Origin of the sequence: Streptomyces sp. NPDC101160, assembly GCF_044768205.1 — a bacterium.
Lineage (GTDB): Bacteria > Actinomycetota > Actinomycetes > Streptomycetales > Streptomycetaceae > Streptomyces.
Genome location: NZ_JBIWPJ010000004.1, coordinates 576,897 through 600,987 on the forward strand (window position 1 = coordinate 576,897; position 24,091 = coordinate 600,987).

24 protein-coding genes and 2 tRNA genes are annotated in these 24,091 nt (G+C 72.8%); 9 read left to right on the top strand and 17 right to left on the bottom strand.

The features are described from left to right. The first annotated feature begins 4 nt into the window (after positions 1-4). Entirely contained in the window at positions 5-427 is a 423-nt protein-coding gene (locus ACIRSU_RS15615) for a DUF2809 domain-containing protein (protein WP_403792290.1), read from the top strand. Here the strand turns inward: ACIRSU_RS15615 and def are convergent. From def to ACIRSU_RS15655, 8 genes are all read right to left on the bottom strand, one after another. Beyond that, a complete protein-coding gene (def, locus tag ACIRSU_RS15620; protein ID WP_403792291.1) occupies positions 403-1,053 on the bottom strand; it encodes a peptide deformylase in 651 nt (216 codons plus the stop codon). The two genes, ACIRSU_RS15615 and def, sit on opposite strands and share 25 nt — an antisense overlap. A gap of 78 nt (positions 1,054-1,131) precedes the next feature. Further along, positions 1,132-2,112 (bottom strand): tetratricopeptide repeat protein, encoded by a 981-nt coding sequence (locus ACIRSU_RS15625; protein ID WP_403792292.1) that lies wholly within the window; start codon positions 2,110-2,112, stop codon positions 1,132-1,134. A gap of 79 nt (positions 2,113-2,191) precedes the next feature. After that, entirely contained in the window at positions 2,192-3,493 is a 1,302-nt protein-coding gene (locus tag ACIRSU_RS15630; RefSeq protein WP_403792294.1) for an HD-GYP domain-containing protein, read from the bottom strand. Then, positions 3,490-4,977 (bottom strand): HD-GYP domain-containing protein, encoded by a 1,488-nt coding sequence (locus tag ACIRSU_RS15635; protein WP_403792585.1) that lies wholly within the window; start codon positions 4,975-4,977, stop codon positions 3,490-3,492. Before ACIRSU_RS15635 ends, ACIRSU_RS15630 begins: the two co-directional genes overlap by 4 nt. Before the next feature lie 197 nt (positions 4,978-5,174). After that, positions 5,175-5,486, bottom strand: a complete 312-nt coding sequence (rsrA, locus tag ACIRSU_RS15640; protein WP_403792296.1) for a mycothiol system anti-sigma-R factor — start codon at positions 5,484-5,486, stop codon at positions 5,175-5,177. Continuing rightward, entirely contained in the window at positions 5,483-6,139 is a 657-nt protein-coding gene (locus ACIRSU_RS15645) for a sigma-70 family RNA polymerase sigma factor (protein ID WP_403792298.1), read from the bottom strand. Before ACIRSU_RS15645 ends, rsrA begins: the two co-directional genes overlap by 4 nt. Before the next feature lie 343 nt (positions 6,140-6,482). After that, the gene (locus ACIRSU_RS15650; protein WP_403792299.1) at positions 6,483-7,151 is read right to left on the bottom strand and encodes an alpha/beta family hydrolase; all 669 of its coding nucleotides are present in this window, start codon (positions 7,149-7,151) and stop codon (positions 6,483-6,485) included. Between the two features lie 25 nt (positions 7,152-7,176). Further along, positions 7,177-7,992, bottom strand: a complete 816-nt coding sequence (locus ACIRSU_RS15655) for an SOS response-associated peptidase (RefSeq protein ID WP_403792301.1) — start codon at positions 7,990-7,992, stop codon at positions 7,177-7,179. 60 nt (positions 7,993-8,052) lie between these two features. Between ACIRSU_RS15655 and ACIRSU_RS15660 the strand changes: the two genes are divergently transcribed. The 4 genes from ACIRSU_RS15660 to ACIRSU_RS15675 all read left to right on the top strand — a co-directional run bounded on the left by ACIRSU_RS15660 (position 8,053) and on the right by ACIRSU_RS15675 (position 11,567). After that, complete coding sequence (locus ACIRSU_RS15660; RefSeq protein ID WP_403792586.1) at positions 8,053-8,739, top strand: M50 family metallopeptidase; 687 nt, start codon at positions 8,053-8,055, stop codon at positions 8,737-8,739. Between the two features lie 31 nt (positions 8,740-8,770). Further along, a complete protein-coding gene (aroA, locus tag ACIRSU_RS15665) occupies positions 8,771-10,123 on the top strand; it encodes a 3-phosphoshikimate 1-carboxyvinyltransferase (protein ID WP_403792303.1) in 1,353 nt (450 codons plus the stop codon). Between the two features lie 3 nt (positions 10,124-10,126). Next, positions 10,127-11,137, top strand: coding sequence for a ribosome small subunit-dependent GTPase A (rsgA, locus tag ACIRSU_RS15670; RefSeq protein WP_403792305.1), 1,011 nt, complete (start codon positions 10,127-10,129; stop codon positions 11,135-11,137). A gap of 106 nt (positions 11,138-11,243) precedes the next feature. Beyond that, entirely contained in the window at positions 11,244-11,567 is a 324-nt protein-coding gene (locus ACIRSU_RS15675; RefSeq protein ID WP_403792307.1) for a DMT family transporter, read from the top strand. Here the strand turns inward: ACIRSU_RS15675 and ACIRSU_RS15680 are convergent. Continuing rightward, the gene (locus tag ACIRSU_RS15680; protein WP_403792310.1) at positions 11,459-12,097 is read right to left on the bottom strand and encodes a TetR/AcrR family transcriptional regulator; all 639 of its coding nucleotides are present in this window, start codon (positions 12,095-12,097) and stop codon (positions 11,459-11,461) included. The two genes, ACIRSU_RS15675 and ACIRSU_RS15680, sit on opposite strands and share 109 nt — an antisense overlap. A gap of 152 nt (positions 12,098-12,249) precedes the next feature. Here ACIRSU_RS15680 and hisN point away from each other — a divergent pair, with 152 nt between their 5' ends. From hisN to ACIRSU_RS15695, 3 genes are all read left to right on the top strand, one after another. After that, positions 12,250-13,062 (top strand): histidinol-phosphatase, encoded by an 813-nt coding sequence (gene hisN, locus ACIRSU_RS15685; protein WP_403792312.1) that lies wholly within the window; start codon positions 12,250-12,252, stop codon positions 13,060-13,062. Positions 13,063-13,219: 157 nt separating this feature from the next. After that, positions 13,220-13,606, top strand: coding sequence for a cyclic nucleotide-binding/CBS domain-containing protein (locus ACIRSU_RS15690; RefSeq protein ID WP_403792313.1), 387 nt, complete (start codon positions 13,220-13,222; stop codon positions 13,604-13,606). A gap of 184 nt (positions 13,607-13,790) precedes the next feature. Next, the gene (locus tag ACIRSU_RS15695) at positions 13,791-14,210 is read left to right on the top strand and encodes a Fur family transcriptional regulator (protein ID WP_403792314.1); all 420 of its coding nucleotides are present in this window, start codon (positions 13,791-13,793) and stop codon (positions 14,208-14,210) included. Between the two features lie 170 nt (positions 14,211-14,380). Here ACIRSU_RS15695 and ACIRSU_RS15700 read toward each other — a convergent pair. The 4 genes from ACIRSU_RS15700 to ACIRSU_RS15715 all read right to left on the bottom strand — a co-directional run bounded on the left by ACIRSU_RS15700 (position 14,381) and on the right by ACIRSU_RS15715 (position 19,932). Beyond that, positions 14,381-14,454: transfer RNA gene (locus ACIRSU_RS15700), tRNA-Met, on the bottom strand. A 46-nt stretch (positions 14,455-14,500) separates the two neighbouring features. Further along, on the bottom strand, positions 14,501-16,606 hold the full coding sequence (locus tag ACIRSU_RS15705; RefSeq protein ID WP_403792316.1) for a tetratricopeptide repeat protein: 2,106 nt from the start codon (positions 16,604-16,606) through the stop codon (positions 14,501-14,503). Between the two features lie 205 nt (positions 16,607-16,811). Next, positions 16,812-16,885, bottom strand: a tRNA-Met gene (locus ACIRSU_RS15710). Positions 16,886-16,932: 47 nt separating this feature from the next. Next, complete coding sequence (locus ACIRSU_RS15715) at positions 16,933-19,932, bottom strand: UPF0182 family protein (RefSeq protein WP_403792317.1); 3,000 nt, start codon at positions 19,930-19,932, stop codon at positions 16,933-16,935. A gap of 174 nt (positions 19,933-20,106) precedes the next feature. Here ACIRSU_RS15715 and ACIRSU_RS15720 point away from each other — a divergent pair, with 174 nt between their 5' ends. Then, complete coding sequence (locus ACIRSU_RS15720) at positions 20,107-20,661, top strand: PPA1309 family protein (RefSeq protein WP_403792319.1); 555 nt, start codon at positions 20,107-20,109, stop codon at positions 20,659-20,661. Between the two features lie 33 nt (positions 20,662-20,694). Here ACIRSU_RS15720 and ACIRSU_RS15725 read toward each other — a convergent pair whose 3' ends face one another. From ACIRSU_RS15725 to ACIRSU_RS15740, 4 genes are all read right to left on the bottom strand, one after another. Next, positions 20,695-21,783: a PDZ domain-containing protein gene (locus ACIRSU_RS15725; protein ID WP_403792321.1), complete on the bottom strand. Its 1,089-nt coding sequence runs from the start codon at positions 21,781-21,783 to the stop codon at positions 20,695-20,697. 57 nt (positions 21,784-21,840) lie between these two features. Further along, positions 21,841-22,065, bottom strand: a complete 225-nt coding sequence (locus ACIRSU_RS15730) for a hypothetical protein (protein ID WP_403792323.1) — start codon at positions 22,063-22,065, stop codon at positions 21,841-21,843. A 213-nt stretch (positions 22,066-22,278) separates the two neighbouring features. Next, positions 22,279-22,749, bottom strand: coding sequence for a molybdenum cofactor biosynthesis protein MoaE (locus ACIRSU_RS15735; RefSeq protein WP_403792325.1), 471 nt, complete (start codon positions 22,747-22,749; stop codon positions 22,279-22,281). A gap of 78 nt (positions 22,750-22,827) precedes the next feature. Continuing rightward, complete coding sequence (locus ACIRSU_RS15740) at positions 22,828-23,937, bottom strand: SDR family oxidoreductase (protein ID WP_403792327.1); 1,110 nt, start codon at positions 23,935-23,937, stop codon at positions 22,828-22,830. Positions 23,938-24,091 lie beyond the last annotated feature (154 nt).

Here is a 24,091-nt window from a genome sequence, read left to right on the forward strand (position 1 = left end):
CGGCATGGGGATCTTCTTACGCGCGCGGCTCGGCACGCGGCTCATGGCGTGCTCCGCCGCTCTGCTCACCGTCGCCGCGGGCCTGGGAATCAGGTCCGCGGCGTCGGGCGTCGTCGCGAAGTACGCGGGCGACGCGCTCTACACGCTCCTCGTCCTGGCCCTGGTGGTGCTGGTCGCGCCGCGGGTCCGGCCGGCCGTGGCGGCCTGGGTGGCCCTCGGGTTCAGCTGGGCGGTGGAGCTGTTCCAACTGACCGGCGTACCGGCGGAGCTGTCCGCGCGCAGCACGCTCGCGCGCCTCGTGCTCGGCACGACGTTCAACGTGCCGGACCTGTTCTGGTACGCGACCGGCGCGGCGGTCGGCTGGGCCGTCCACCGCGCCGTCGGTGCGCGAAGGGGCGGGCGTCAGTCGTTCGGGACGACCGGGTAGCGCGGCGTGCCCTCTTCCATCTGACGCAGGGCGTCCTTGCGGTCCCGCTTCGACAGCTTGTCGATGTAGAGGAAGCCGTAGAGGTGGTCCGTCTCGTGCTGGAGGCAGCGGGCGAAGTAGCCGGTGCCACGCACCTTGATCGGGTTGCCCTTCATGTCCTGGCCGGTGACCTCGGCGTAGTCCGGGCGGGCGAGCTCGGCGTACGCGGTCGGGACCGAGAGGCAGCCCTCGTTGGAATCGTCGAGGTGCCGCCGGTCGGCCGGCAGGTCGACGAGGACCGGGTTGATCACGTGACCGACGTGGCGCCTGCCCTCGTCGTCCATGCAGTCGTAGACGAAGACCTTCAGGTCGACGCCGATCTGGTTGGCGGCGAGGCCCACGCCCTCGGCGGTGCGCTGGCTGGCGAACATGTCGTCGATGAGCTGCGCCAGCTCCTCGTCGAAGTCGGTGACGTCCTTGCACTCCCGGTGCAGGACGGGGTTGCCCACGACCGTGATGGGGCGCGAGGTGCCGCGCTCGCGGTGGGCGGCCTCGCGGGCCTCGGTGTCCTCGGTGTCGACGATGAAGCCCTCGTCGTCCACCGCGTACACGCCCGTCTGCTCCTGCTCAGTGCCCTGCTGCGACATGTCCGCCGTACGCCTTCTTCCTCGACCCGGTACACCCCGACGGTAGATACGGGGCTGGGTACAGCCTACGGGCAGCGGTCAGCAGACTTCCTCCAGATCACGCCATTCCCGGCTGTCCGGACTGTCCGCCACCCAGCTGTCCAGCAGCCCCCGGACCAGGCCGGCGGGGGCCGCGATGCCGCATTCCCGCTCGGGCACCCACAGCTCGCCGGGCGAGCGGTGGCCGAGCGGACCGGGGTGCCCCGGCTCGCTGTGGTCGTGCGGGTCGAGGTGCTCGCCCTCGCCCTCGGCGCTGGGCATGGTCGACTCGGAGCAGGCGCGGCAGAGCAGCCGTACGGAGGACGACCAGTCCTCGGCGGCGAAGCCCGCGTCGGCGGCGAGCTGCTCCAGGGCGTCCCGGTCGGCCTCGGTGGCGGCCTCCAGGAGCACCACCCAGGTGGGCACCGGCGACGGCGCCCACAGCTCGATCTCGTCGAAGACCGGGTACGAGGGACCCGCGCTGGTGGTGCGCTCGCCGTTGGGCACGCCGTCGTGCAGCACGACCTCGCCCCAGCGCCGCCCGGACGACGGCAGCGGGATGGACAGGACCTCGATCCGGGCCGGGTCGAGCCGGCGGCCCCAGACGACCTCGGCCTCGCCCTCCGGGGAGAGCCGCACGGCCGCGCTGCCCAGCTCCATCCCGGCCGGCTCGCCGGTGCCGGCGGAGGCCCCGGGGACCTTCAGGCCGTACGCCTGCCAGGCGCGGCGGGCCAGCGGCCAGTCCTGCAGGGCGGTGGCGGCGATGCCCACGTTCCACCAGTCCGGGGCGCCGGTCTCCTTGTCGAGCAGCGCGACGGCCCGCAGGCCCGCGGCCCTGGCCTGCTCCCAGTCGTGGCGGAACTTGTGCAGCAGGGCCAGGTTGAACCAGGACTCGGAGAGCCAGGGCTCCAGGTCCGCCGCGCGCGTCAGCAGCGCGCCCGCGTCCTCGTACCGGCCGTCGCCGATCAGCGTGAACGCGCGGTCGGTGGCCTGCCGCCACGAGGCGGAGGGCCGATGCCGTACCTTCCCGAAGATCCTCACGATTCCCGCCTGCCGGTCGCTTCACCCTCTTGTTCGCATCCAACCATGCCCGGTCGGACGCGCGCTCATTACCCGTGGGTTACCCCGGCGGAACGGGGGCGATGCCGCCCTTGACGCCTCCTCTCGCGAGGACCCGGGCGAGCGATTCGACGACGTCGGGGTGGTAGTCGCGGGCGGTGCCGAGCCGGAGCCGTTCGAGCGCGCCCAGGCCGCCGCCCGCGCTGCCCGCGGCGAGGTCGTCGTAGGCGTTGACGACCCGGACGATCCGGGCGGGCAGCGGCTGCTCGCGGTACGGGTCGGCCTGCCGCTCGACGACGACGGCGACGGCCGCCGGGACGCCGGTCTGGCGCACCACGGCCGCGCCGAGCAGGGCGATCCGGCGCTGCTCCTCGGCGGGCAGCAGCGCGGTGGCGCCGCCGTCGACGGGATCGACGAGGGAGAGCTGACCGATGTCGTGCATCAGCGCGGCGTATTCGAGGACGGTCAGGTCGGGCCCGGACAGGCCCAGCTCCCGGCCCACCGCCCGGCTGAGCGCGGCGACCCGGTGGGCGTGGCCGGGCGGGGTGCAGCCGGCGATCTCGGTGGCCCGGGCGAGCGAGGCGATGGTCTCCCGGTTGGTGGTGCGCACGGCCGCGTACCGCCGGAAGGAGACCTGGGTGAGCAGCAGCGGCACCGCGAAGACGGGCAGCGCCCACAGTCCGGCGGCGGCCACACCGAGCGCCATGACGGCGCCGGTGGCGCCGACGGCGGAGCCGATGCCGAGCAGCGCGCGCAGCTCGTCCCGGAGCAGCGGACCGAAGGGGTGCCCGGTGCGGGCCCGGTGCAGGACGGCGCCGAGGACGGCGTCGCAGAGGGCGGTGAGGAGCAGCAGGGCGACCAGGAAGAGGGGGTAGGAGGGGCTCTGGCCGAGGTGGGCGGTGATGGTGCCCTGGTTGTAGAGGGGCTGGAAGCAGCTGGCGGCGAAGCCGACGGTGAGGATGCGCCGGGCGAGCTGGTCGAGGTCGGGGCCGTTGCCGCGGGCCACGTGGGGCACGATGCCGACGAGGCCGGCCGCGACGACGACGGCGACGGTCTGGAGCACGCCGTGGCTGGTGACCTGGCCGCCGTTCTGGCCGAGCAGCGCGTACGCGAGGGCGCCGGCGGAGGCGAGCGGCGCGGGTTCCCGCTCCTCGGGCTCTTCGAGCAGGGGAGGTGCCCCCACATTTCGTGGAGCTCCGCGCCGGGTGAGTTCGCCGAGCGCGATGAGGACGCCGAAGGCGACGGCGATGCCGGGGTCGGTGAGGCCGCGCCAGAGAGTGGCGCCGAGGCCGCCGAGGGTGAGCAGCAGGGCGGCCGCGCGGACGGTGCCGACGGTGGCGCAGGCGGCGGCCGGGGGACTCACGCCCGCTCCTGGAGGGGCGCGGTCCCGGTCTCCGGTACGGCTTCGGGCGCGGGTTCCGGTACGGCTCCGGGCGCCGGTACGGGGGGACGGGGCGCGGGCACGGCGGTCTCGTCGGCGGTGACCTCGGTCTGCCAGCCGTGCCGGGCCAGCGCGCGGGCGAGCGCCTCGACCATGCGCGGGTCGAAGTGGCTGCCGGCGCACCGCTCCAGTTCGGCGAGGGCCGCGCCGACCGGGCGGGCCCGGCTGTAGGAGCGGGTGGAGGTCATGGCGTCGAAGGCGTCGGCGACGGCGACCACCCGCGCGTACTCGGGGATCTGGTGGCCCTTGAGCCCGTACGGGTAGCCGGTGCCGTCCATCCGCTCGTGGTGGTGCAGGATCGCGCTGCGGGCCTCGCCGAGGAAGCCGATGCCGCGGACCATCTCGTGCCCGTACTCGGGGTGCAGCTCGATCACCCGGCGCTCCTCGGGGGTGAGCGGCCCGTCCTTGCGCAGCACCCGGGTCGGCACGCCGAGCTTGCCGACGTCGTGGAGGATGCCGGCGAACCGGACGACCTCCAGACGGGGCTCGGCCATGCCGAGTTCACGGGCGATCAGGAGGGAGGCCCGGCCGACGCGTTCGCTGTGGCCGCGGGTGTAGCGGTCCTTGATGTCGACGGCCTGGACGAGGGCCCGGATGGTGGCCTGGTGGCCGGCCCGCTCGCGGTGGTACTGGGCGAAGCCCCAGCAGGAGATGTACATGGGCAGCAGCACGAAGAGCGCGGCGACCGGCCCGTAGCCGCTGCGCCAGAGCACGGCCATCATCAGTCCGGCGAGGCCGTGCACGGCGTGCGGGGCGAGGGACAGGCCGAGCAGTCCGCGCCAGGCGGTGCGCGGCGGCAGCTGCTCGGCGGTGGCGCGGATGCCGCCGTCGAGGGCGGTGAGCACCAGGCAGAAGGCGAGCGCCCCGGCCCCGGCCGGGACCAGCACGTACGGGAAGTCGGGGATGACCTGGCCGCGGCCGAGGGCGCCCGGGCATTCGAGGAGCCGGCCGGTGCGGCCCGCGGCCCAGACGGCGAGGGCGAGTCGGGCGGCCCGCCAGGCCCGGCGCAGTCCGGCGGGCGGCTCGTCGACGCGGGCGAGGAGGGCGCCGGGCACGGCGGTGAGCGCGGCGGCGGCCGGCGGCAGGAGCAGCGCGGCGGCGAGCAGCACGGGGAAGAAGGAGCCCGCGCCCCTGGGGGCGTCGGCCCGGTGCACGGGGCCGCCGAGGACCCGGTCGGCGAGCCGGACGGGGGTCCCACCGGGCGGGCGGATCCGGGCCGGGAGGTGTACGGGCCGCTCGCACAGCGCGTAGAGGGCGGCGAGCAGCAGCACGGTCGGCCAGGGTGTGGCCGCGCCGGGGCGCAGGGCGGGCAGGGCGACCGCCGCGGCGGCGAGCACGGCACAGGCGACGTAACCGCGCGCCGCTCGCGGAACGCCCCGTCCGCGCGGAATGACCTTCACGCCCATCACGCCCGCCACGCTAGCGAGTTGGGGCGGCCGCACCCGGCGCGCCGGGGGCCGATTCGCACCATCGGGTGATACAAGCCGATGGGCACACGAATGGACACGCGAAAGGCCGGGCGACGCCTGTCGCCCGGCCTTCCGTACGTGTGCCTGCGCCGGTGGGACGCCTGGGGCGCGACCCGCCCCGGCCCCTGCCCCGGCTACTGCTCCTGCGGGGTCACCTGGCCCGCCGCGGGCTCCTGCTCGGGCACCACGTGGCCCGAGCGGATCAGCTCGATCCGGCCCATCACCTTCGACCGCAGGTCGACCGGTACGTCGTCACTGCCGCAGCAGCGCTTGACGAGCTTCTTCACGGCCTGCTCCAGGCCGTACTTCTCCAGGCACGGGGAGCACTCCTCGAAGTGCACCTCGAACTTGGTGCATTCACCGTCGGGCATCTCTCGGTCGAGGAACTCGTAGAGATGGTCCAGGACCTCCGAGCAGTCCGTCTCGTGCGGATCTCCGCAGCTCATGAGCCCGAGCCTTTCAGATCGTGCGACGACTCTCCGGCGCCCGCGGGAACCAGCCCGCGCTCACGAGCGTAGTCCTCGAGCATTCCGCGCAGCTGGCGGCGACCCCGGTGCAGCCGGGACATCACCGTGCCGATGGGAGTACCCATGATGTCCGCGATCTCCTTGTACGCAAAGCCCTCTACGTCCGCGAGATAGACGGCGATGCGGAACTCCTCGGGGATCGCCTGCAGCGCTTCCTTGACGTCGGAGTCCGGCAGGTGGTCGAGCGCCTGGGACTCGGCCGACCGCAGACCGGTCGACATGTGCGACTCGGCGCGGGCGAGCTGCCAGTCCTCGATCTCGTCCGCGGCGGAGCGCTGGGGCTCGCGCTGCTTCTTGCGGTACGAGTTGATGAACGTGTTCGTCAGGATGCGGTACAGCCAGGCCTTGAGGTTGGTGCCCTCGCGGAACTGGTGGAAGGAGCCGTACGCCTTCGCGTAGGTCTCCTGCACCAGGTCCTCCGCGTCCGCGGGGTTGCGCGTCATGCGCAGCGCGGCCGAGTACATCTGGTCGAGGTAGCCGAGGGCGTCCCGCTCGAAGCGCGCGTTGCGCTCCTCGGTCGTCTCCTCGGGGCCGTCGTCGGTCCCTGTGTCGGTCCCAGTGACCGGACCCACCTCCTCCAGCGCTGCGGCGAATCCGAAGGCGGACCCGCTCGCTTCGGAGGATAGACGAGGAACCGCTCCGCCCGCCGCCCGAATAGGACTGGTCCTGGGCGCCGGCAGCACGGTCCAGTCCAGGTCAGCCGCCTGCGGGCGCTGCGGGCAGATGATCGAACCCATTCGACGGACTCCCTCTTCCTTCGCTCTTCACGCACCGATGTCCGACTCAACAGCGGCCCCGCCCGCAACATTCCCGGCCCCGTCTCCCGGCCGTGCGGGGCCACTTCGCGGGGCGACTCCGCAGGACGACTTCGCGGGGTCACTTCGCGGGGCGACCTCGCAAGGCGACTTCGCGGGGTCACTTCAGGGACGTGATCCACTCCGACACCGCGCGCACGATCGTGTCGAGCGCCTCCTCCTGGGTGAGCGGGGCGCGCTTGGGCACGGCGAAGCCGTGGTCGCCGTACGGGATCTCGACGAGGGAGTGGTCGCCGGCCGGGAACTCGGCGGGCCTGCCGAAGGGGTCGCTGCCGCCCTGCACGACGAGGGTGGGCAGCCCGGTGCCGAGGAGTTCGTCGGCCCGGGAGCGCTCCGGCTTGCCCGGCGGGTGCAGCGGGAAGCTCAGCGCGAGCACGGCGCTCGCCCCCAGCTCGCGCCCGGTGCGGCAGGCGACCCGGGCGCCGGCGCTGCGCCCGCCGGCGATCACCGGGAGGCCGGGCGCGGCGAGCGCGGGCCACAGCCCGCGCCAGCCGGTGTCGAGGGTCTTCGGGGCGGGCGCCACCTTCTTGCCGGCGACCCGCCAGGGCTGCTCGACCAGGGCCACGGTCACGCCCTCGGCGGGCAGGGCCGCGGCGAGCGCCTGGAGGTCGCGGGCCTCGACGCCGCCGCCGGCGCCGTGGCTCACGGCGAGCACGGTCCACGGCTTCCTCGCGGCGATCCAGGTGATCCGGGCGTCCCCGGCTCCGGTCGCGACGATCTCGCTCTTGGGCTCGCTCTTGCTCTCGCTCTTCGTCTCGCGCTTCGTCACTCCTCCATCCTCTCCTCCGGAGAGGTCAGAAGAGGGTGGCCACCTCCGGGCCGGCCAGCTCCGTCAGCAGTTCGGGCCCGTTGTTCCGCACGTTGCTGACCGCCGTCGGCACCGGATAGGCCCGCATCAGGCCCTCCGGCGGCGGCGCGAGCAGCGAGCGCAGCTCGTCGAGCTCGGTGCGGGCCGGGTCCAGCCAGGCGTCCCAGCGGTCCGGGGTGAGCATCAGCGGCATCCGGGGGTGGATGTCGGCGAGCGAGCGCGGGCCCTCGGCGGGGGCGACGCCCAGCGGGCCGCTCTCCGCCTCCGTGGTGACCACCGAGCAGGTCACCCACCACGCCTGCGGGTGGTCGTCGGGCAGGGTCCGGTCGCGCCAGAACTCGTACAGCCCGGCCATCGCGAAGACGGAGCCGTCGGCCGGGGTCACGAAGTACGGCTGCTTGCGGGGCCGCTTCTTCTTGCCCTCGACCTCGAGCTCGCGCTCGTCGGAGCCGGTCACCCACTCGTAATAACCGTCGGCCGGCAGGATGCAGCGGCGCTGCGCGAAGGCCCGCTTGAAGGACGGCTTCTCGTGCAGGGTCTCCGCGCGGGCGTTGATCATCCGGGCGGCGCCCTCCGGGTTCTTCGCCCAGGACGGCACGAGCCCCCACTTCAGGACGCGCATCTGGCGAACCGGCCGCCGGGATTCCGCGTCTTTCAGAGGACGCTCCAGGATCGCGTAGACCTCCTTGGTGGGGGCCACGTTCCAGTCGGGGGCCAGGGTCTCCTCCGGCTCCCACTTCTCCACCTCGAAGACCCCGACCAGGTCCTCGGGGCGCCTGCTCGCCGCATACCGTCCGCACATAAGTGCCACACTGCCACGTCCCACCCGTCTCCCGAGGAGCCCGTCCAGGAAATGACCTCGATGACCCTCGTCCTCGGCACCCAGCCCGCGCCCGAGCGGTGGATCGTGATCGCCACGGCGGTCGCGGCCCTCCTCGCGGTGCTGCCCCGCCCGATATGGCGGCTGTCCCGGAACGCGATCACCATCGCGCACGAGGGCGGCCACGGCCTGATCGCCCTCGCCACCAACCGCCGCCTCCAGTCGATCCGGCTGCACTCGGACACCAGCGGGCTGACCGTCTCGCGCGGCCGCCCCACCGGCCTCGGCATGATCCTGACGGCCGCCGCCGGCTACACCGCCGCCCCGCTGCTCGGCCTCGGCGGCGCCGCGCTGCTCGCCACCCACCACGTGACGCTGCTGCTGTGGCTGGCGACGGCGCTGCTGCTCGCGCTCCTGGTGATGGTCCGCAACGCGTACGGGATCTTCACCGTGCTGCTGACCTGTGGTCTGTTCGTCATGGTGTCCTGGCTGGCCGGCCCGGACGTGCAGTCCGTGTTCGCGTACGCGGCGGTCTGGTTCCTGCTCATGGGCGGCGTCCGCCCGGCCTTCGAGCTCCAGGCCAGACGCCGGCGCGGGGGCGCCGGCGACTCCGACGCCGACCAGCTCGGCCGGCTCACCCACGTGCCGCCGGCGCTGTGGCTGTTCTTCTTCCACGCCGTGTCGATCTGCTGCCTGATCGGCGGCGGACGCTGGCTGCTCGGCGTGTAGCGGGTCCCCTTCACCCCCGTAAAGTGAGGGCATGACCGAAAGCTCCGCGTCCACCGATCCGCTCACCGGCCTCTGGCCCGCCCCGTACGCGGGCGGCGCCGTCGACGCCACCGTCACCGTGCCCGGATCGAAGTCGGTCACCAACCGCGCCCTCGTGCTGGCCGCGCTGGCCGCCGAGCCGGGCTGGATCCGCCGCCCGCTGCGCTCGCGCGACACTCTGCTGATGGCGGAGGGCCTGCGCACCCTGGGCGTGAAGATCGAGGAGACCGTGTCTTCCAGCTCCTCCGTCGCGGGCGGCCCGCGCGGCACCGGCGAGGCGTGGCGGGTCATCCCGGCCGGGCTGCGCGGCGGGGCGACCGTGGACGTCGGCAACGCCGGCACGGTCATGCGCTTCCTGCCGCCGGTCGCGGCCCTCGCCGACGGCCCGGTCCGCTTCGACGGCGACCCGCGCTCGCACGAGCGCCCGCTGCACGGCGTCATCGACGCGCTGCGCGCGCTCGGCGCCCGGATCGACGACGACGGGCGCGGCGCGCTGCCGATGACGGTGCACGGCGGCGGCGGTGTGGAGGGCGGGGTCGTGGAGATCGACGCCTCCTCGTCGTCCCAGTTCGTCAGCGCCCTGCTGCTGTCGGGCGCGCGCTTCAACCACGGCGTGGAGGTGCGGCACGTCGGCGGCCGGCTGCCGTCGATGCCGCACATCCGGATGACCGTCGACATGCTGCGCGCGGTCGGCGCCCAGGTCGACGAGCCGGAGCACGGCGGCCGGCCCGACGTGTGGCGGGTCACCCCGTCCGCGCTGCTCGGCCGCGACCTGGTGGTGGAGCCCGACCTGTCGAACGCCCAGCCGTTCCTGGCGGCGGCGCTGGTCACCGGCGGCCGGGTCACCGTGCCGGACTGGCCGGCCAGGACCACCCAGCCCGGTGACGCGCTGCGGGAGATCTTCACCGAGATGGGTGGCTCCTGCGAGCTGACCGACCGGGGCCTGACCTTCACCGGAACGGGCGAGATCCACGGCATCGACGTCGACCTGAGCGAGGTCGGCGAGCTGACCCCCGGCATCGCGGCCGTCGCCGCGCTCGCCGACTCCCCGTCGACCCTGCGCGGCGTGGCCCATCTGCGGCTCCACGAGACCGACCGGCTCGCCGCGCTCACCAAGGAGATCAACGGTCTCGGCGGTGACGTCACGGAGACCGAGGACGGCCTGCACATCCGCCCGCGCGCGCTGCACGGCGGGGTCTTCCACACGTACCACGACCACCGGATGGCGACCGCGGGCGCGCTGATCGGCCTGGTGGTGAAGGGCGTGGAGATCGAGAACGTGAAGACGACGGAGAAGACCTTGCCCGACTTCCCGAGGATGTGGACCGAAATGCTCGGAGCCTGAGCCATGCGGCGTTACGGCAAGCACACGGACGCGGACGACATCCGCCAGCGGCCCAACCGCAAGGGCAGCCGCCCCCGTACGAACATCCGCCCCAAGCACGAGGACGCCGTCGAGGGGATGGTCCTCACCGTCGACCGGGGCCGGCTGACCTGTCTGGTCGACGACCGGCAGGTGCTCGCGATGAAGGCCCGCGAGCTGGGCCGCAAGGCCGCCGTGGTGGGCGACCGGGTCTCCCTGGTGGGCGACCTGTCGGGCGAGAAGGACACCCTGGCGCGGATCGTGCGGATCGGCGAGCGCAGCTCGGTGCTGCGCCGGACGGCCGACGACGACGACCCGTACGAGCGCGTGGTGGTCGCCAACGCCGACCAGCTGGCGATCGTGACGGCGCTCGCCGACCCCGAGCCGCGCCCGCGGCTCATCGACCGCTGTCTGGTCGCGGCCTACGACGGCGGCCTCGAGCCCTTCCTGGTGCTGACCAAGTCGGACCTGGCGCCGCCCACGACGCTGCTCGAGCTGTACGGCGCCCTCGACATCCCGTACGTGGTGGTGAACCGCGACGAGCTGTACGACGGCGGGGCGGCCGACCGGGTGCGGGAGTATCTGGACGGCCGGGTGACGGCGTTCGTCGGCCACTCGGGCGTGGGCAAGACGACGCTGGTCAACGCCCTCGTACCGGAGTCGCGGCGGCGGATCACCGGCCATGTCAACGCGGTGACGGGCCGCGGCCGGCACACCACCACCTCGGCGCTCGCGCTGCCGCTCGACAAGGCCGAGGGCTGGGTCGTCGACACGCCGGGCGTGCGCTCCTTCGGACTGAACCACGTCGACCCGTCCCGGGTCATCCACGCCTTCCCCGACCTGGAGCCGGGCACGGAGGAGTGCCCGCGGGCCTGCTCGCACGACGAGCCGGACTGCGCGCTCGACGCCTGGGTCGAGGAGGGCCACGCCGATCCCGCGCGGCTGTTCTCGCTGCGGCGGCTGCTCGCGACGCGCGAGCGGCGCGAGGGCGACTGACGACGCGTCACCCGTGTCGCTCACGTTTGCGAGCGCGGACTGCCGGTAAGTGCATAATCGCACCAAGTGACACGAAGCAGTCACCGAGGCGTGGGAGGCACTGACGATGGCGTGGCTGCTCGTGGTGGTCGCGGGACTGCTTGAGACGGGCTTCGCCGTGTGCCTCAAGCTGTCGCACGGCTTCACCCGCCTCTGGCCGACGATCGCGTTCGCCGCCTTCGCCCTCGGCAGCTTCGGCCTGCTGACCCTCGCGCTGCGCAAGCTCGACGTGGGTCCGGCGTACGCGGTGTGGACCGGGATCGGGGCGGCCGGGACGGCGATCTACGGCATGGTGTTCCTGGGCGACCTGGTGTCCACGCTCAAGATCGTCTCGATCACCCTGGTGATCGTCGGCGTCATCGGCCTCCAGCTCTCCGGATCGGCGCACTGACCGTTCGCGGAGATCACCGCGGGCGCCACGACATGGCTGAGGGCGATCCGTACGGCGAGCTCGCAGCCGGCCGCCCACCGCTCCCCGGCGCAGGCCGCGGTCTCGGCGACCAGTTCGCCCGGCGCGGGCGGTCCGGCGTCGGCACGCCGCTGCGCCGGTACGGGCGCGAGCCGGGAGCCCGGCCTGACGGGCCGCGGCCGGGGCAGCCGCTCGCTCCAGGCGTCGGTGAGCAGGGCCCGGAGCACCGGGCGCTCGGCGGCGCGGACGACGGTCCACTCGGCGACGGCGGCCAGGTTCCGCGCGGGCGGCGCGGGGGCGGCGAGCATCGTCCGTACGCCCTGGAGGTAGGTGTCGGCCTCGCGGCGGGCGAGCGCGCGGGCGAGCCCCTCCTTGCTGCCGAACTCGTTGTAGAGGGTCTGCCGGGAGACCCGGGCGGCCTTCGCCACGTCGATCATCCGCACGGCGGACCAGGGCCCGTGCGCGAGGGCGGTGAGCGCGGCGTCGATGAGCGCGTCGCGGGCGGTCGGCATGGGCGCCTCCCCGGACCGTACGGAACTGTGCGCACCCCGAAGGGTGTGCAGCGGGACATGTGCAGCGGAACTGTGCTCAGCGTCGGCAGCCGGCCACGCACTGTCAAGGCCCGCCGCCGGGTGGGGCACCTTCGGGGGATAGAGTTTCGACCATGGCCGATTACCACGACGATCTGCGTCTCGCCCATGTCCTCGCGGATGCCGCGGACGCGGCCACGATGGACCGGTTCCAGGCGCTCGACCTGAAGGTCGAGACGAAGCCCGACATGACCCCGGTGAGCGAGGCCGACAAGGCCGCCGAGGAGCTGATCCGCGGGCAGCTGCAGCGCGCCCGGCCGCGGGACGCGATCCTCGGCGAGGAGTTCGGCGTCGAGGGCTCGGGCCCGCGCCGCTGGGTGATCGATCCGATCGACGGCACCAAGAACTACGTGCGCGGGGTGCCGGTGTGGGCGACCCTGATCGCACTGATGGAGGCCGGGGACACCGGTTTCCAGCCGGTGGTGGGCGTGGTGTCCGCGCCCGCGCTCGGCCGCCGCTGGTGGGCCGCGAAGGGGCTCGGTGCGTACACCGGCCGCAGCCTGGCCTCGGCGACCCGGATCGGCGTGTCCCGCGTCGGGCGCCTGGAGGACTCCTCGTTCGCGTACTCCAGCCTGAGCGGCTGGGAGGAGCGCGGCCGGCTCGACGGCTTCCTCGACCTCACCCGGGCGGTCTGGCGGACCCGGGCGTATGGCGACTTCTGGCCGTACATGATGGTCGCCGAGGGCTCGGTGGACATGTGCGCGGAGCCCGAGCTGTCGCTCTGGGACATGGCGGCCACGGCGATCGTGGTGCAGGAGGCCGGCGGCACCTTCACCGGCCTGGACGGGCGGCACGGCCCGCACAGCGGGAACGCGGCGGCGTCCAACGGTCTGCTCCACGGCGAGCTGCTGAGCTATCTCAACCAGCGGACGACCACGGAGGACTGACCGCCCCTCAGTGCCCCCGGGGGCGCTCCGCGCGCCCCCTTGTCGACCCTCTCCACCGGTGTCACTCTGAGACTCCCCCACTTTGTGAACTTGTGAATTCGTTCTCGAAGTCCGCGAAGTCCACAAAGCCCTCCCCCGATCAGGAGGTGGTCGTTTCATGCTCGTCCGCGACGCCATGAGTTCCGTGTCCGTGACCATCGGCCCCGCCCACACCCTCCGCCAGGCAGCCCGCCTCATGTCGGCGCGCCGCGTCGGCGCCGCCATCGTGCAGGACGGCGACTCCGGCGGCTTCGGCATCCTCACCGAACGCGACATCCTCGACGCCATCGGCCTCGACCGGGACCCCGACCTGGAGACCGCCGACGCCCACACCACCCGGGACGTCGTCTTCGCCGCGCCGACCTGGACCCTGGAGGAGGCCGCGGAGGCGATGACCCGCGGCGGCTTCCGCCACCTGGTGGTCCTCGACGACCACGGGCCGGTCGGCATCGTCTCCGTGCGCGACATCATCCGCTGCTGGGTCCCGGCGCGGCTCGTGGCCTGATCTCGCCACCTACGGCAGGCGGCCGTCGGCCACGCAGGGCCTGGAGCGCGGCGTCGAGCCGCCTGCCGAAGTTCCCCGACCCTACAGTGGACACTGTCCAAGTCAAGTAGGGATCCAGGATCATCTAAGGTCCAAACTCACACCGATTCGGGACACTCTTGCGCCGACTGTTAGGCTGACCCCCATGAGTGACCTGTTGGAACGACTGCGCGGCCGCGGCTGGCGGATGACCGCGCAGCGTCGTGTCGTGGCCGAGGTGCTCGACGGGGACCACGTGCACCTGACCGCCGACGAGGTCCACGCCCGAGCCGTGACCCGGCTGCCCGAGATCTCCCGGGCGACCGTCTACAACACGCTCGGCGAGATGGTCACCCTCGGCGAGGTGATCGAGGTCGCGACGGACGGCCGCGCCAAGCGGTACGACCCGAACGCGCACCGTCCGCACCAGCACCTGGTCTGCGCCCGCTGCGGCGCGATCCGTGACGTCCACCCGGCGGGCGACCCGCTGGCGGACCTGCCCGCCTCGGAGCGCTTCGGCTTCACGATCTCGGACGTCGAGGTCACGTACCGGGGCATCTGCCCGAGCTGCGCGACGACCGCCTGACGACTGAGCGCGAGAAAGGCCCCTGCCTGCCGGCGGGGGCCTTCTTCATGGGCGCATGCCCGTGTCCGCCCGCCGCGCACACGACGGGCGCGTACACGATGGCACACGACCGGCGCGTACACGACGAAGGCCCGGATCGTCGAAACGATCCGGGCCTTCGTGCTACTGAGTAGCGGGGACAGGATTTGAACCTGCGACCTCTGGGTTATGAGCCCAGCGAGCTACCGAGCTGCTCCACCCCGCGTCGGTGAACCCAACCTTACGGGACCCCTCGGACCAGCGCAAATCCGTTAGGCGGTGAGCTCCTGGTGCAGCGCCTCGCTCAGCCGCGCCGCCCGCTCCGCCACCTCCGCCGGGCCGAGCTCGACCGCGCGGGCGCACCAGCGGCGCCCCTCGGTGAGCTCGCCGCGGCGCGCGGCGAGCAGGGCGAGCCGGAGCGCGGCGCGGCCGTGGCCGGCGTGGGCGGCACGGGTCCACCACAGCGCGGCCTCGCGCTCGCCGCCCTCGCGGGCGAGCAGCAGCCCGAGGTTGAAGGCGCCGTTGCGGGAGCCCGCCTCGGCCGCCTCCCGGTACCAGCGGGCCGCCTCGGCCACGTCGCCGCGGGCGGCGGCGAGCATCCCGACCCGTACCTGGGCACGGCGGTGGCCCTGCTGGGCGGCGCGCTCGTACCACTCCTCGCACTCGCTCTTCTCGGCGCGCGGAGCGCCGAGCTCCGGCGGGCCGGGCTCCGGACGGCGGGCGTCCAGGACGGTGGCGAGCCGGTACGCGGCCTCGGCGCTGCCGCCGCCCGCCGCGCACCGCAGATGGCGCTCGGCGGCCTGCTCGTCGCCGTCGCGCAGGTACGCGATGCCGACCTGGAGGGCGGCCTCGGTGTGCCCGGCGGCGGCGGCCCGCTCGTACCAGATCAGCGCGGTGCGGTCGTCGTCGCGGCCGGCGTGCAGGATGCCGAGGTTGAAGGCGGCGTCGACGCTGCCGGCCTCGGCGGCCTTGGAGAACCAGGGCTCGGCGCCGTTCGCGTCGCCCGCCTGGAGCAGCAGCACGGCGAGCGCGTTGGCGGCCTCGCGGTGGCCGGCGTAGGCGGCCCGGCGGTACCACTGCTCGGCCTGCGCGGTGCGCTCCTGGGCGGCGCAGAGCAGCCCGAGGTTGTAGGCGCCGTTCACGTCGCCCGCGTCCATGGCGGCGCGGTACCAGCGCTCGGCGGTCTGCTGCTCGCCACGGGCGGCGTGCAGCGCGCCGAGCGCGTTGGCGGCGTTGCCGTCGCCGTCCTGGGCGGCGCGCAGCCACCACACGGCGGCGCTCTCCTCGTCACCGGCGTCGCGCAGCAGGAAGGCGAGCGCGCAGGCGGCCTTGGCCTCGCCGTCCTTGGCGGACATCAGGTACCAGCGGCCGGCCTCCTTGAGCTCGCCGCGCTTCTCCAGGATCGCGCCGAGGTGCAGGGCGGCCCGGCGGTGCCCGCGCGCGGCGGCCTGCCGGAACCACTGCTCGGCCTCGCCGAGCCCGTCCTTGGCCACGGCCGGCCGCTCGCCGGAGCCGCTGCCACCGGCGGCGCCGGCGGCGTCCGCGGCACGCAGCCCGGTACCGGTCCCGGGACCGGGGCCCGTACCGGTGCGCCGGCCGGCGCCGTCGGCGGGCCCGGCCGCCCCACTCGCACGCGGTCCGGAGCCCGTACCCGTACCGTCCGGGCCCGTCCCCGTGCCGGAGTCCGCGGCCAGTCCGGCCACGGCGGTGCGCAGCCCGGTGCCCGTGTCGTACGCGTGCGGGCCGCGGGCCGGCGCCGTCGCGCGCCGCTCCACGGCGAGGGCGAGGCGGTACGCGGCCTCGCGGTGACCCTGTTCGGCGGCGGCGCGCAGCCAGCGCTCGGCACCGACGTCGCTGCGGTGCTCCAGGAGGTCGGCGAGCGCGTACGCGCCGAGGGCGTGGCCCTGCTCGGCGGACTGGCGCAGCCAGTACTCGGCGGCGGGCTCGTCGCCGCGCTCGCGGTGGTGGCGCCCGAGGGCGTGCGCGGCCGGCGCGGAGCCCGCGACGGCGGCGACCCGCCACCAGCCGGCGGCCTCGTCGGGGTAGCCGCGCTGGTGCAGCAGCACGCCCAGGTTGTTGGCGGCGGCGCGGTCGCCGTGGGCGCTGGCCGCGCGCAGCCAGCGCTCGGCGCCGTCGAGGTCGCCGCGGCGCAGCAGCATGGCGCCGAGGACGCTCATGGAGCCGGCGTCGCCCTTCTCGGCGGCGAGGCGGTGGCGGGCCTCGGTCTCGGCCTCGGTCTCCTGCTCGGCGGTGGTGGTGTCGACAGCTGCACCGACGGCCGGTACGGCCTCGATGATCTCGTCCGCGGCGCTCTTGGAATGCCGCTGCACAAACCGCCCTGTCTCCAACAGAGTTGCCCTGTCCCCCATAAATACCATCGTCGCACCACCTGCAACCCGCGTACACCTGGTATACCGCAGCCAGTGAGGTCACTTCAGCGTTTTGTCGACATGCCCACAGGGAGATAAGTCAAACACGTCTCACCCCAACTCGCCCCATGCGAGGCGCTCTTCGGGGCGCGTGGCGTGGTCCGGAACGCGCCGAGGGCCCGAATCCATCCGGATTCGGGCCCTCGAACTTCAGTAGCGGGGACAGGATTTGAACCTGCGACCTCTGGGTTATGAGCCCAGCGAGCTACCGAGCTGCTCCACCCCGCGTCGGTAAACCAACCGTATCACGACATGGGGTGAAGCCATGGCGACGGTCAGCCGCCGGGGCTCGGGGACGGGCTCCCGGAAGGAGCCGACGGCTTCGCCGACGGTGCCGCGGAGGGCGGGGCGGACGGTGCCGTGGAGGGCGCCGTGGACGGTGCCGGGGACGGGCTCTTGAGCTTCGCGCCCTCGTCGGCCGCCCGCTGGAGCGCCTGCTGCAGGGCCGCCTGCGACTTGCCGTAGGCGTCCCAGTCGCCCTTCTTGAGCGCCTCCTGGCCGTCGTCGTACGCCTTCTGCGCGTCCGCGATGGCCTGCTTCAGCGCGGCGTCGGCGGTCGTCGGCGTCGGCGGGGTGGTGGTGCCCGGCGGCGTGACCGGCGGCGGGGTGGTGCCCTCGACGCCGAACACCGCGTTCAGCGCCTCGGCCAGGGTGTCCTTGAAGACCGTGACGTCCTTGGTGGTGTCGCCCTTCGGCTGGTCCGCGTCCACGTAGGACGCCGCGACCTTCTTCAGGAGCGGGTAGTGCGCGTTGCGGCCCTGCGCGTACACCGGCTCGACGTACAGGAAGCCGCCGTCCAGCGGGACGGTGAGCAGGTTGCCGTACTCGATGTCGGAGTCGGCGCCCTTCATGTCGCGGACGAAGGTCGCCACCTCGGGCAGGCCGTTGAGCTTGTTCTGCACCTGCTCGGGCCCCGGCACGTCCTCGCCGACCCGGAGCAGCCTGATCCGGCCGTACTCCTTGCTGGTGGCGTCGGCGTCGATGGCCATGAACCCGCCCAGGTTGGGCCGGCCGTTCGGCGTGAACGTCGTGGTCAGCGAGAAGCGCTCCGCCGGGTCGCCGGGCATCTTCATGCTCAGGTAGTACGGCGGGACCGCGTTGCCGTCCTTGTTGGTCGGGTCGTCCGGCACCTGCCAGGCGTCCGAGCCGCTGTAGAACTGCGCCGGGTCGGTCACGTGGTAGCGGGTCAGCAGCTCGCGCTGGACCTTGAACATGTCCTGCGGGTAGCGCAGGTGCGCGAGGAGGTCCGGCTTGATCTCCGAACGCTCCTTGACCGTGCCGGGGAAGGCCTTCATCCAGGTCTTCAGGACCGGGTCCTTCGTGTCCCACTGGTAGAGGTTCACCGTGCCGTCGTAGGCGTCGACGGTGGCCTTCACCGAGTTGCGGATGTAGTTCACCTGGTTCTGCTGGGCGACCACCGCGCGCTGCTGGTTGCCGACCGTCAGCGCGTCCGCCGTCGTCTCGCCGAGCGTCGTACGGGAGGCGTACGGGTAGCCGTTGGTGGTGGTGTACGCGTCGACGATCCACTGGATGCGGCCGTCGACGACCGCCGGGTAGGCGTCGCCGTCGATGGTCAGCCAGGGCGCGACGGCCTCGACCCGCTCCTTGGGGGTGCGGTTGTAGAGGATCCGCGAGCCGTCGCCGATGGCCCCCGAGTAGAGGATCTGCGGCTCGCTGAACGCGACCGCGTACGCGGCGCGGTTGAAGGCGCTGGAGAGGCTGACCCCGCTCGTGCCCTGGTAGCTGGTGGTCTTCTCGCCGTTCTCCTCGTAGTCGAGCTCCTTCTGGGGCCCGCCCACGATCGAGTACTGGTCGGTCTTCTCGCCGTAGTAGATGCGCTGCTCGTACGGGGGGAGCTGGCCGGTCGTCGGCAGCCCCGCCTCGGTGAAGACCGGCGAACCGTTGGCGTCCGTCTGCGTGCCGGCCGCCAGGATGGCGCCGTAGCCGTGGGTGTAGGTGAAGTGGTCGTTGATCCAGTTCCGCTTCGGGATGCCCTTGATGTTGAGCTCACGCAGACCGATGACCGTGTCCTTGCCCTGGTACCGGTCGACGTCGAGGGTGAGCGGGAACTGGTAGTACTTCCGCTTCTGCTCCAGCTGCTGGAACGTCGGCGAGACGATGTTCGGGTCGATCAGGCGGTAGGCGGCGGCCGTGTCGGCGTCGGCGCGCAGCCGGCTCTTGTCCTTGACCGTCGACTTGCCCGAGTACTCCTCCGGCCTGGTGGAGTCGATGGCGTACGCCTTGCGGGTCGCGTCGATGTTCTTCTGGATGTACGGCGCTTCCTTGGCCTGCTCGTTCGGCTGGACCTGGAACTTCTGCACGATGGCCGGGTACAGGCCGCCGATCAGGATCGCCGAGAGCACCATCAGGCCGAAGCCGATCACCGGCAGCTGCCAGGTGCGCCGCCACAGCGTCGCGAAGAACAGCAGCGCGCAGATCACGGCGATGCAGAACAGGATCGTCTTCGCCGGCAGGAACGCGTTGGCGTCCACGTACCGCAGACCCGTCCAGTTGCCGGTCGCCTTGAAGTCGCTGGACTTCACGGCGAGCCCGTAGCGGTCGAGCCAGTACGCCACGGCCTTGAGCGACACGAAGACGCCGAGCAGCACGGAGAGATGGCCGGTCGCGGCGGCGGTCGCGCGGGCGCCCGGGCTGGTGATGCGCAGCCCGCCGTACAGGTAGTGCGTGAGGACGGCGGCGATCAGCGACAGGATCGTGGCGGCGAAGCCGAAGGCCAGCAGGAAGCGGTACCAGGGCAGGTCGAAGGCGTAGAACGACACGTCCAGATGGAACTGCGGGTCCTTCTCACCGAACGAGACCCCGTTCACCCACATCAGCCAGGTGCGCCACTGGCCGGAGGCGGAGGCTCCGGAGATCAGGCCGACCAGGACGGTGATGCCGAGCAGCAGCCACTTCTTGAAGGGCGCGATGCCCATCCGGTACCGGTCGAGGCTCTGCTGCTCCATGGACATCGCGCTGAGCGGCGGCCGGAGCCGGTGGGCCAGCCAGATGTTCAGCCCCACGGCCAGCGCCATCAGCAGACCGAAGACCAGGAAGAGGCCGATCTTGGTCCACAGCGTCGTGGTGAACACCGACGAGTAGTGGACCGAGCGGAACCAGAGCCAGTCCGTCCAGAAGCCGGCGAACATCACGAACGCCATGCCGAGGACGGCCAGGACGCCCAGCGTCATCAGCAGCGTACGGGCGCGGCGGGACGGCCGGCCGACTCTCGTCCTCGGTCCGGAAGGACCTGTGCCGCCTCCGCGGTCCGGCATCTGGAAAGCCAACGTGCGCCCCTCGTGGTTGAAGCTGAGATGCGTCGGTCAAGGCGATCGACGCGTCCATGGCGGGCCCGGCGACCGTTCCGCGATCGTAGAGCCCACTGATGCAACTTACTGAGGGTTTACCTAGTTCCCGACTTCCGGTGAAGACGAGGCAGGATATTGCCCATGTCCAACTTTTCCCCCTCCGGTCCCCCGATGGCCGCGAACCCCCTCACCCGTGCCGTGCTCGAGATCGACGAGTACGCCTCGGGTCTCGGCTGGGACCGGCCGGCCCGGCTCTTCGCCCTGGTCAAGACCGCCGAGCTGCGCAAGTCCGCGCCGTCCCTCGCCGGCCAGCTCGGCGGCAAGGACGACGCCGCCGGCGGCTACACCCCGATCGAGCAGGACCAGCTGCCGGCCGGCAAGCCGCTGGACGAGTTCCTCGGCACCATCGCCTGGCCCAAGGCGGTGGTGGGCTGCGCGCTCACCGTGGAGCGGCTGATGCTGCCGCCGTCGGCGGAGGCGTCGGTGCCGAAGGGCCTGAACGAGGCGGCGCTCGCCAAGTGGGTGGCCGCGCACCCGGACCGCCAGGAGGTCCGGATGACCGTCGCGGTGCTGCGGAACGGGAAGCGCGAGGCGGCGATCCGGCTGCGCGAGAAGGACTCGCCGAACGAGGTCCTCACCGGCCCGGACCTGGTGCCGGGGCTCGCGGAGGCGCTGGCGGCGACGTTCGCGTCGTGATGCGCGGGGCGCCCCGGGGCGCCCCGTTCCGCATCAGCTCCTGGAGCAGCTGGGCAGGGACGCCGTGTCGCCCTTGCGCAGCTTCTCCAGGGACTTCGTCGCGTCGTCGATGGTGTTCACCTTGATCAGGGTGAGGCCGTCGGGGGTGTCGGCCGCGGCGGCCGCGCAGTTGTCGGCGGGGGTGAGGAAGTACCGGGCGCCGGCGTTGCGCGCGCCGACCAGCTTCATCTCGATGCCGCCGATCGGGCCGACCTTTCCGTCGTCGTCGATGGTGCCGGTGCCGGCGATGAACTTGCCGCCGGTGAGCGAGTCCGGGGTGAGCTTGTCGAGGATGCCGAGCGAGAACATCAGGCCGGCGCTGGGGCCGCCGACGTCGGCGAGCTTGATGTCGATGGTGAACGGGAAGACGTGGTCGGTGCCGGCCTGGATGCCGACGATGGCCCGGTCGCCCTCCGCCGACCTGGCCGTCGTGAGGACGACCTTCTCGGACTCGGTGGCGTCCTTGTGCGCCTTCTCCGCGGCGGCGGCCGTCTTGGCCGGGACGATCGTGAAGACCACCTTCTCGCCGGGCTTGTGCCTGGTGACGAGCTTGGCCACGTCGCCGGGCTGCTTGACGGCGGTGCCGTCCACGGCCCGGATGACGTCGCCCGCGTGCAGCCGGCCCTCGGCGGGGGTGCCCTTGACGACGGTGGCCACGACGACCCGGGTGGTCACCGGGATGCCGAGCTCGCGCAGCGCGGAGACCTTGGCGCTCTCCTGCGACTGGCTGAACTCCTCGGCGTTCTCCTGGCTGGACTGCTCCTCGGTCTTGCCGTCCGGGTAGAGCGTCTCGTGCGGGACGATCACGCTGTCGTGCGCCAGCCAGCCGTAGACGGCCTCGACCGCGTTCATCTTGTAGTCCGCGCTGGTGACCCGGACCGTCGTCATGTTGAGGTTGCCGGTGGTCGGGTACGTCTGGTGTCCCGAGATGCTCAGGACCGGCTCCCCGCGCGCCTCACCGAGGGTGTTCACCGTCGGGCCGGGGCTCATCTCCGAGTAGGGCACCGGAATGAGGACGCCGACACAGAGCAGCGTGATCAGGACCAGGGTGGAGGCGAGCATCGTCGCGGTGCGGCGTGGCATGGAACGACAGTACGGGACCGGCCTGTGAGTGCACCCGCGGGGCGGTCCGTACGAGGATCAGCCGACGGTGGTCGCGGGCGAGGTCTCACGCTCCGCCCGCACGGAAGCGGGAGGCTCGGCGGACGCGGTGGGGTGGGACCGCTCCATGGCGTCCCGGAACCGCGCGTAGCCCGCGAGCTCGGCGACGTCCCCGATGGTCTTGTTCCTCGATGCCCAGCTCGCCCATATCGCCGCGCCGACGACTGCGAAAACCGGAATCAGCAACCAGGCCAGCGCTGCCATCCCGACCTCCCATCCCCAATGATCCCCAGTGAGTTGATCAGCAGATTATTCATCCGCGTCCTCAACGCTCACGCCTGGGGGCCGGTTACGCAAATCGGGGCGTTCGACTACGAGTCGTCGGCGTGGCGCCTTGCCAGAAGGTCAGACCCTCAGCAGGCCCCCACCCTCCCCCAGCCTTCGGCCGGGGGCACCCCCAGACTCGGGGCGAAGGTCTCAGCAGGCGCCGACCCACTCCTCGGTGCCGTCCGAGAACGTCTGGTGCTTCCAGATCGGGACCTCGTGCTTGAGGTCGTCGATGAGCTTCCGGCAGGCTTCGAAGGCCTCGCCGCGGTGCGGGCAGGAGACGGCGACGACGACCGCGAGGTCACCCACATGGAGGTCACCCACTCGGTGCACGGCGGCCAGGGCGCGGACGGGGTAGTCGGCGACGACCTTCTCGGCGACGCGGCGCAGCTCCGCCTCGGCGGTGGGGTGGCAGGAGTAGCCGAGCGCGTCGACGTCCGCGCCGCCGTCGTGGTTGCGGACGGTGCCAACGAAGAGGGTGGTGCCGCCGGCCGCGTCGTCGCCGACCGCGCGGAAGACCTCGTCGACCGAGAGCGGCGTGTCCCGGATCGCGAGGAGCTTGATCGGGTCCGCGGCCGCCTGCTCGCCGGGGTGGTCGCCGGGCGCGTGGTTCTCTGCCATGGACCCATCGTGCCGTACGGCACCGACAGGCCGGAAGAGAGATTTCGCCCGGCGAGACGGACCCTCCGTAGGAGGGTCCTACAGGCCGCGCCGCTTCCGCATCTGCCGGACCAGCGCCGCCGTGCCCAGCAGCGCCACCGTCGCACCGGCCGCGCCCGCCGCCGTCGCGTCCTTGCGGCCCAGGCGGCGGCCGGCGACCGTGTGCCGGCCCGCGGCCTCCTCCAGGAGCGCGGCGAGCACCTCCTCGTTGGTCCACTTCGGCCGCCAGCCCGCGTCGTGCAGGCGTCCGACGCTGACCACCCAGGGGTGCATCGTGTACGCGAGGTCACCGGCCGGCGACGGGGTGAGCCCGATCCGGTGCAGCCGGGCCGCCGCGCCCAGGGCCACCGCCGAGGGCAGCTCCATGCGCCGGATGCCCGACAGCTCCTCGACCTCCTCCTGCTCCAGCCAGCCCTCGCAGCCGACCGCGAACTCCCCGTCGACCTTCTCCAGGGCGGCGTACTCCAGCGCGCTGACCAGGTCCTCTACGTGGCAGAACTGCCAGGTCGGACGCGATCCGGCGACGACCAGCAGCCGCGGCGACTCGAAGTAGCGGGTCAGCGCCGTGTCCGTACCGCCGACCAGGACCGCCGGCCGGACCACGGTCACGTTGAGCCCGGGGTGGGCGCGCGGCGCCCGGCGGGCCAGGCGCTCGATCTCCAGGAGGTCGCCGACACCGGTCGCCTCGGCCGTGGCGCGCAGCTCGGCGTCCTCGGAGAGCGGGATGTCGTTGTCGGGCAGCGCCCCGTAGACCATCGCCGAGGTGCACAGCACCACCCGGTGCACCCCGGCCGCCGCGGCGGCGGTGAGCACGGTCTGGGTGCCGCGCACGTTGTACGCCGTGCGCGCGGCCGGGTCGGTCTCCAGGTCGAGGTCGACCGCGAGGTGCACGACGACGTCCGCGCCGCGCAGCTTCTCGGCGATGGCCGGGTCGCGCACGTCGAGGATGTGCCACTGCGCCTCCGACACCTCACCGCGGCGCTCGTCGATCGCGATGACCTGCTTGACCTCCTCGGACTCGGCGAGTCGCCGGGTCAGCAGGTCGCCGATGCCGGACGCGGCACCGGTGACCGCGACGACGGGCCCGCGCGCGGCGGGGCGGGTTGACGGGTTTCGCGCTGCGCGAACCTGAGGATCTGGGGAACTCACCGGGCGTCTCCAGCGGTTGTCTTCAGTACGTACCCGAATGACGCGTACGTACCAGGTGGCGTCCATCCTGCCCCAGGCCACGGCCCGGCGGAGCACCGAGCCCGGATCCGGTGCGGATGTCGGGGCGGCGGCCCGCCGGTCGGCCCGGCCTGAC

Bases quoted from the DNA above. Each gene is read 5' to 3' on its own strand.
- ACIRSU_RS15615 (WP_403792290.1), top strand. From the start codon at position 5: ATGGGGATCTTCTTACGCGCGCGGCTCGGCACGCGGCTCATGGCGTGC.
- def (WP_403792291.1), bottom strand. From the start codon at position 1,053: ATGTCGCAGCAGGGCACTGAGCAGGAGCAGACGGGCGTGTACGCGGTG.
- ACIRSU_RS15635 (WP_403792585.1), bottom strand. From the start codon at position 4,977: ATGGGCGTGAAGGTCATTCCGCGCGGACGGGGCGTTCCGCGAGCGGCG.
- rsrA (WP_403792296.1), bottom strand. From the start codon at position 5,486: ATGAGCTGCGGAGATCCGCACGAGACGGACTGCTCGGAGGTCCTGGAC.
- ACIRSU_RS15655 (WP_403792301.1), bottom strand. From the start codon at position 7,992: ATGTGCGGACGGTATGCGGCGAGCAGGCGCCCCGAGGACCTGGTCGGG.
- ACIRSU_RS15660 (WP_403792586.1), top strand. From the start codon at position 8,053: ATGACCCTCGTCCTCGGCACCCAGCCCGCGCCCGAGCGGTGGATCGTG.
- aroA (WP_403792303.1), top strand. From the start codon at position 8,771: ATGACCGAAAGCTCCGCGTCCACCGATCCGCTCACCGGCCTCTGGCCC.
- rsgA (WP_403792305.1), top strand. From the start codon at position 10,127: ATGCGGCGTTACGGCAAGCACACGGACGCGGACGACATCCGCCAGCGG.
- ACIRSU_RS15675 (WP_403792307.1), top strand. From the start codon at position 11,244: ATGGCGTGGCTGCTCGTGGTGGTCGCGGGACTGCTTGAGACGGGCTTC.
- ACIRSU_RS15680 (WP_403792310.1), bottom strand. From the start codon at position 12,097: ATGCCGACCGCCCGCGACGCGCTCATCGACGCCGCGCTCACCGCCCTC.
- hisN (WP_403792312.1), top strand. From the start codon at position 12,250: ATGGCCGATTACCACGACGATCTGCGTCTCGCCCATGTCCTCGCGGAT.
- ACIRSU_RS15690 (WP_403792313.1), top strand. From the start codon at position 13,220: ATGCTCGTCCGCGACGCCATGAGTTCCGTGTCCGTGACCATCGGCCCC.
- ACIRSU_RS15695 (WP_403792314.1), top strand. From the start codon at position 13,791: ATGAGTGACCTGTTGGAACGACTGCGCGGCCGCGGCTGGCGGATGACC.
- ACIRSU_RS15705 (WP_403792316.1), bottom strand. From the start codon at position 16,606: ATGGTATTTATGGGGGACAGGGCAACTCTGTTGGAGACAGGGCGGTTT.
- ACIRSU_RS15715 (WP_403792317.1), bottom strand. From the start codon at position 19,932: ATGCCGGACCGCGGAGGCGGCACAGGTCCTTCCGGACCGAGGACGAGA.
- ACIRSU_RS15720 (WP_403792319.1), top strand. From the start codon at position 20,107: ATGTCCAACTTTTCCCCCTCCGGTCCCCCGATGGCCGCGAACCCCCTC.
- ACIRSU_RS15725 (WP_403792321.1), bottom strand. From the start codon at position 21,783: ATGCCACGCCGCACCGCGACGATGCTCGCCTCCACCCTGGTCCTGATC.
- ACIRSU_RS15730 (WP_403792323.1), bottom strand. From the start codon at position 22,065: ATGGCAGCGCTGGCCTGGTTGCTGATTCCGGTTTTCGCAGTCGTCGGC.
- ACIRSU_RS15735 (WP_403792325.1), bottom strand. From the start codon at position 22,749: ATGGCAGAGAACCACGCGCCCGGCGACCACCCCGGCGAGCAGGCGGCC.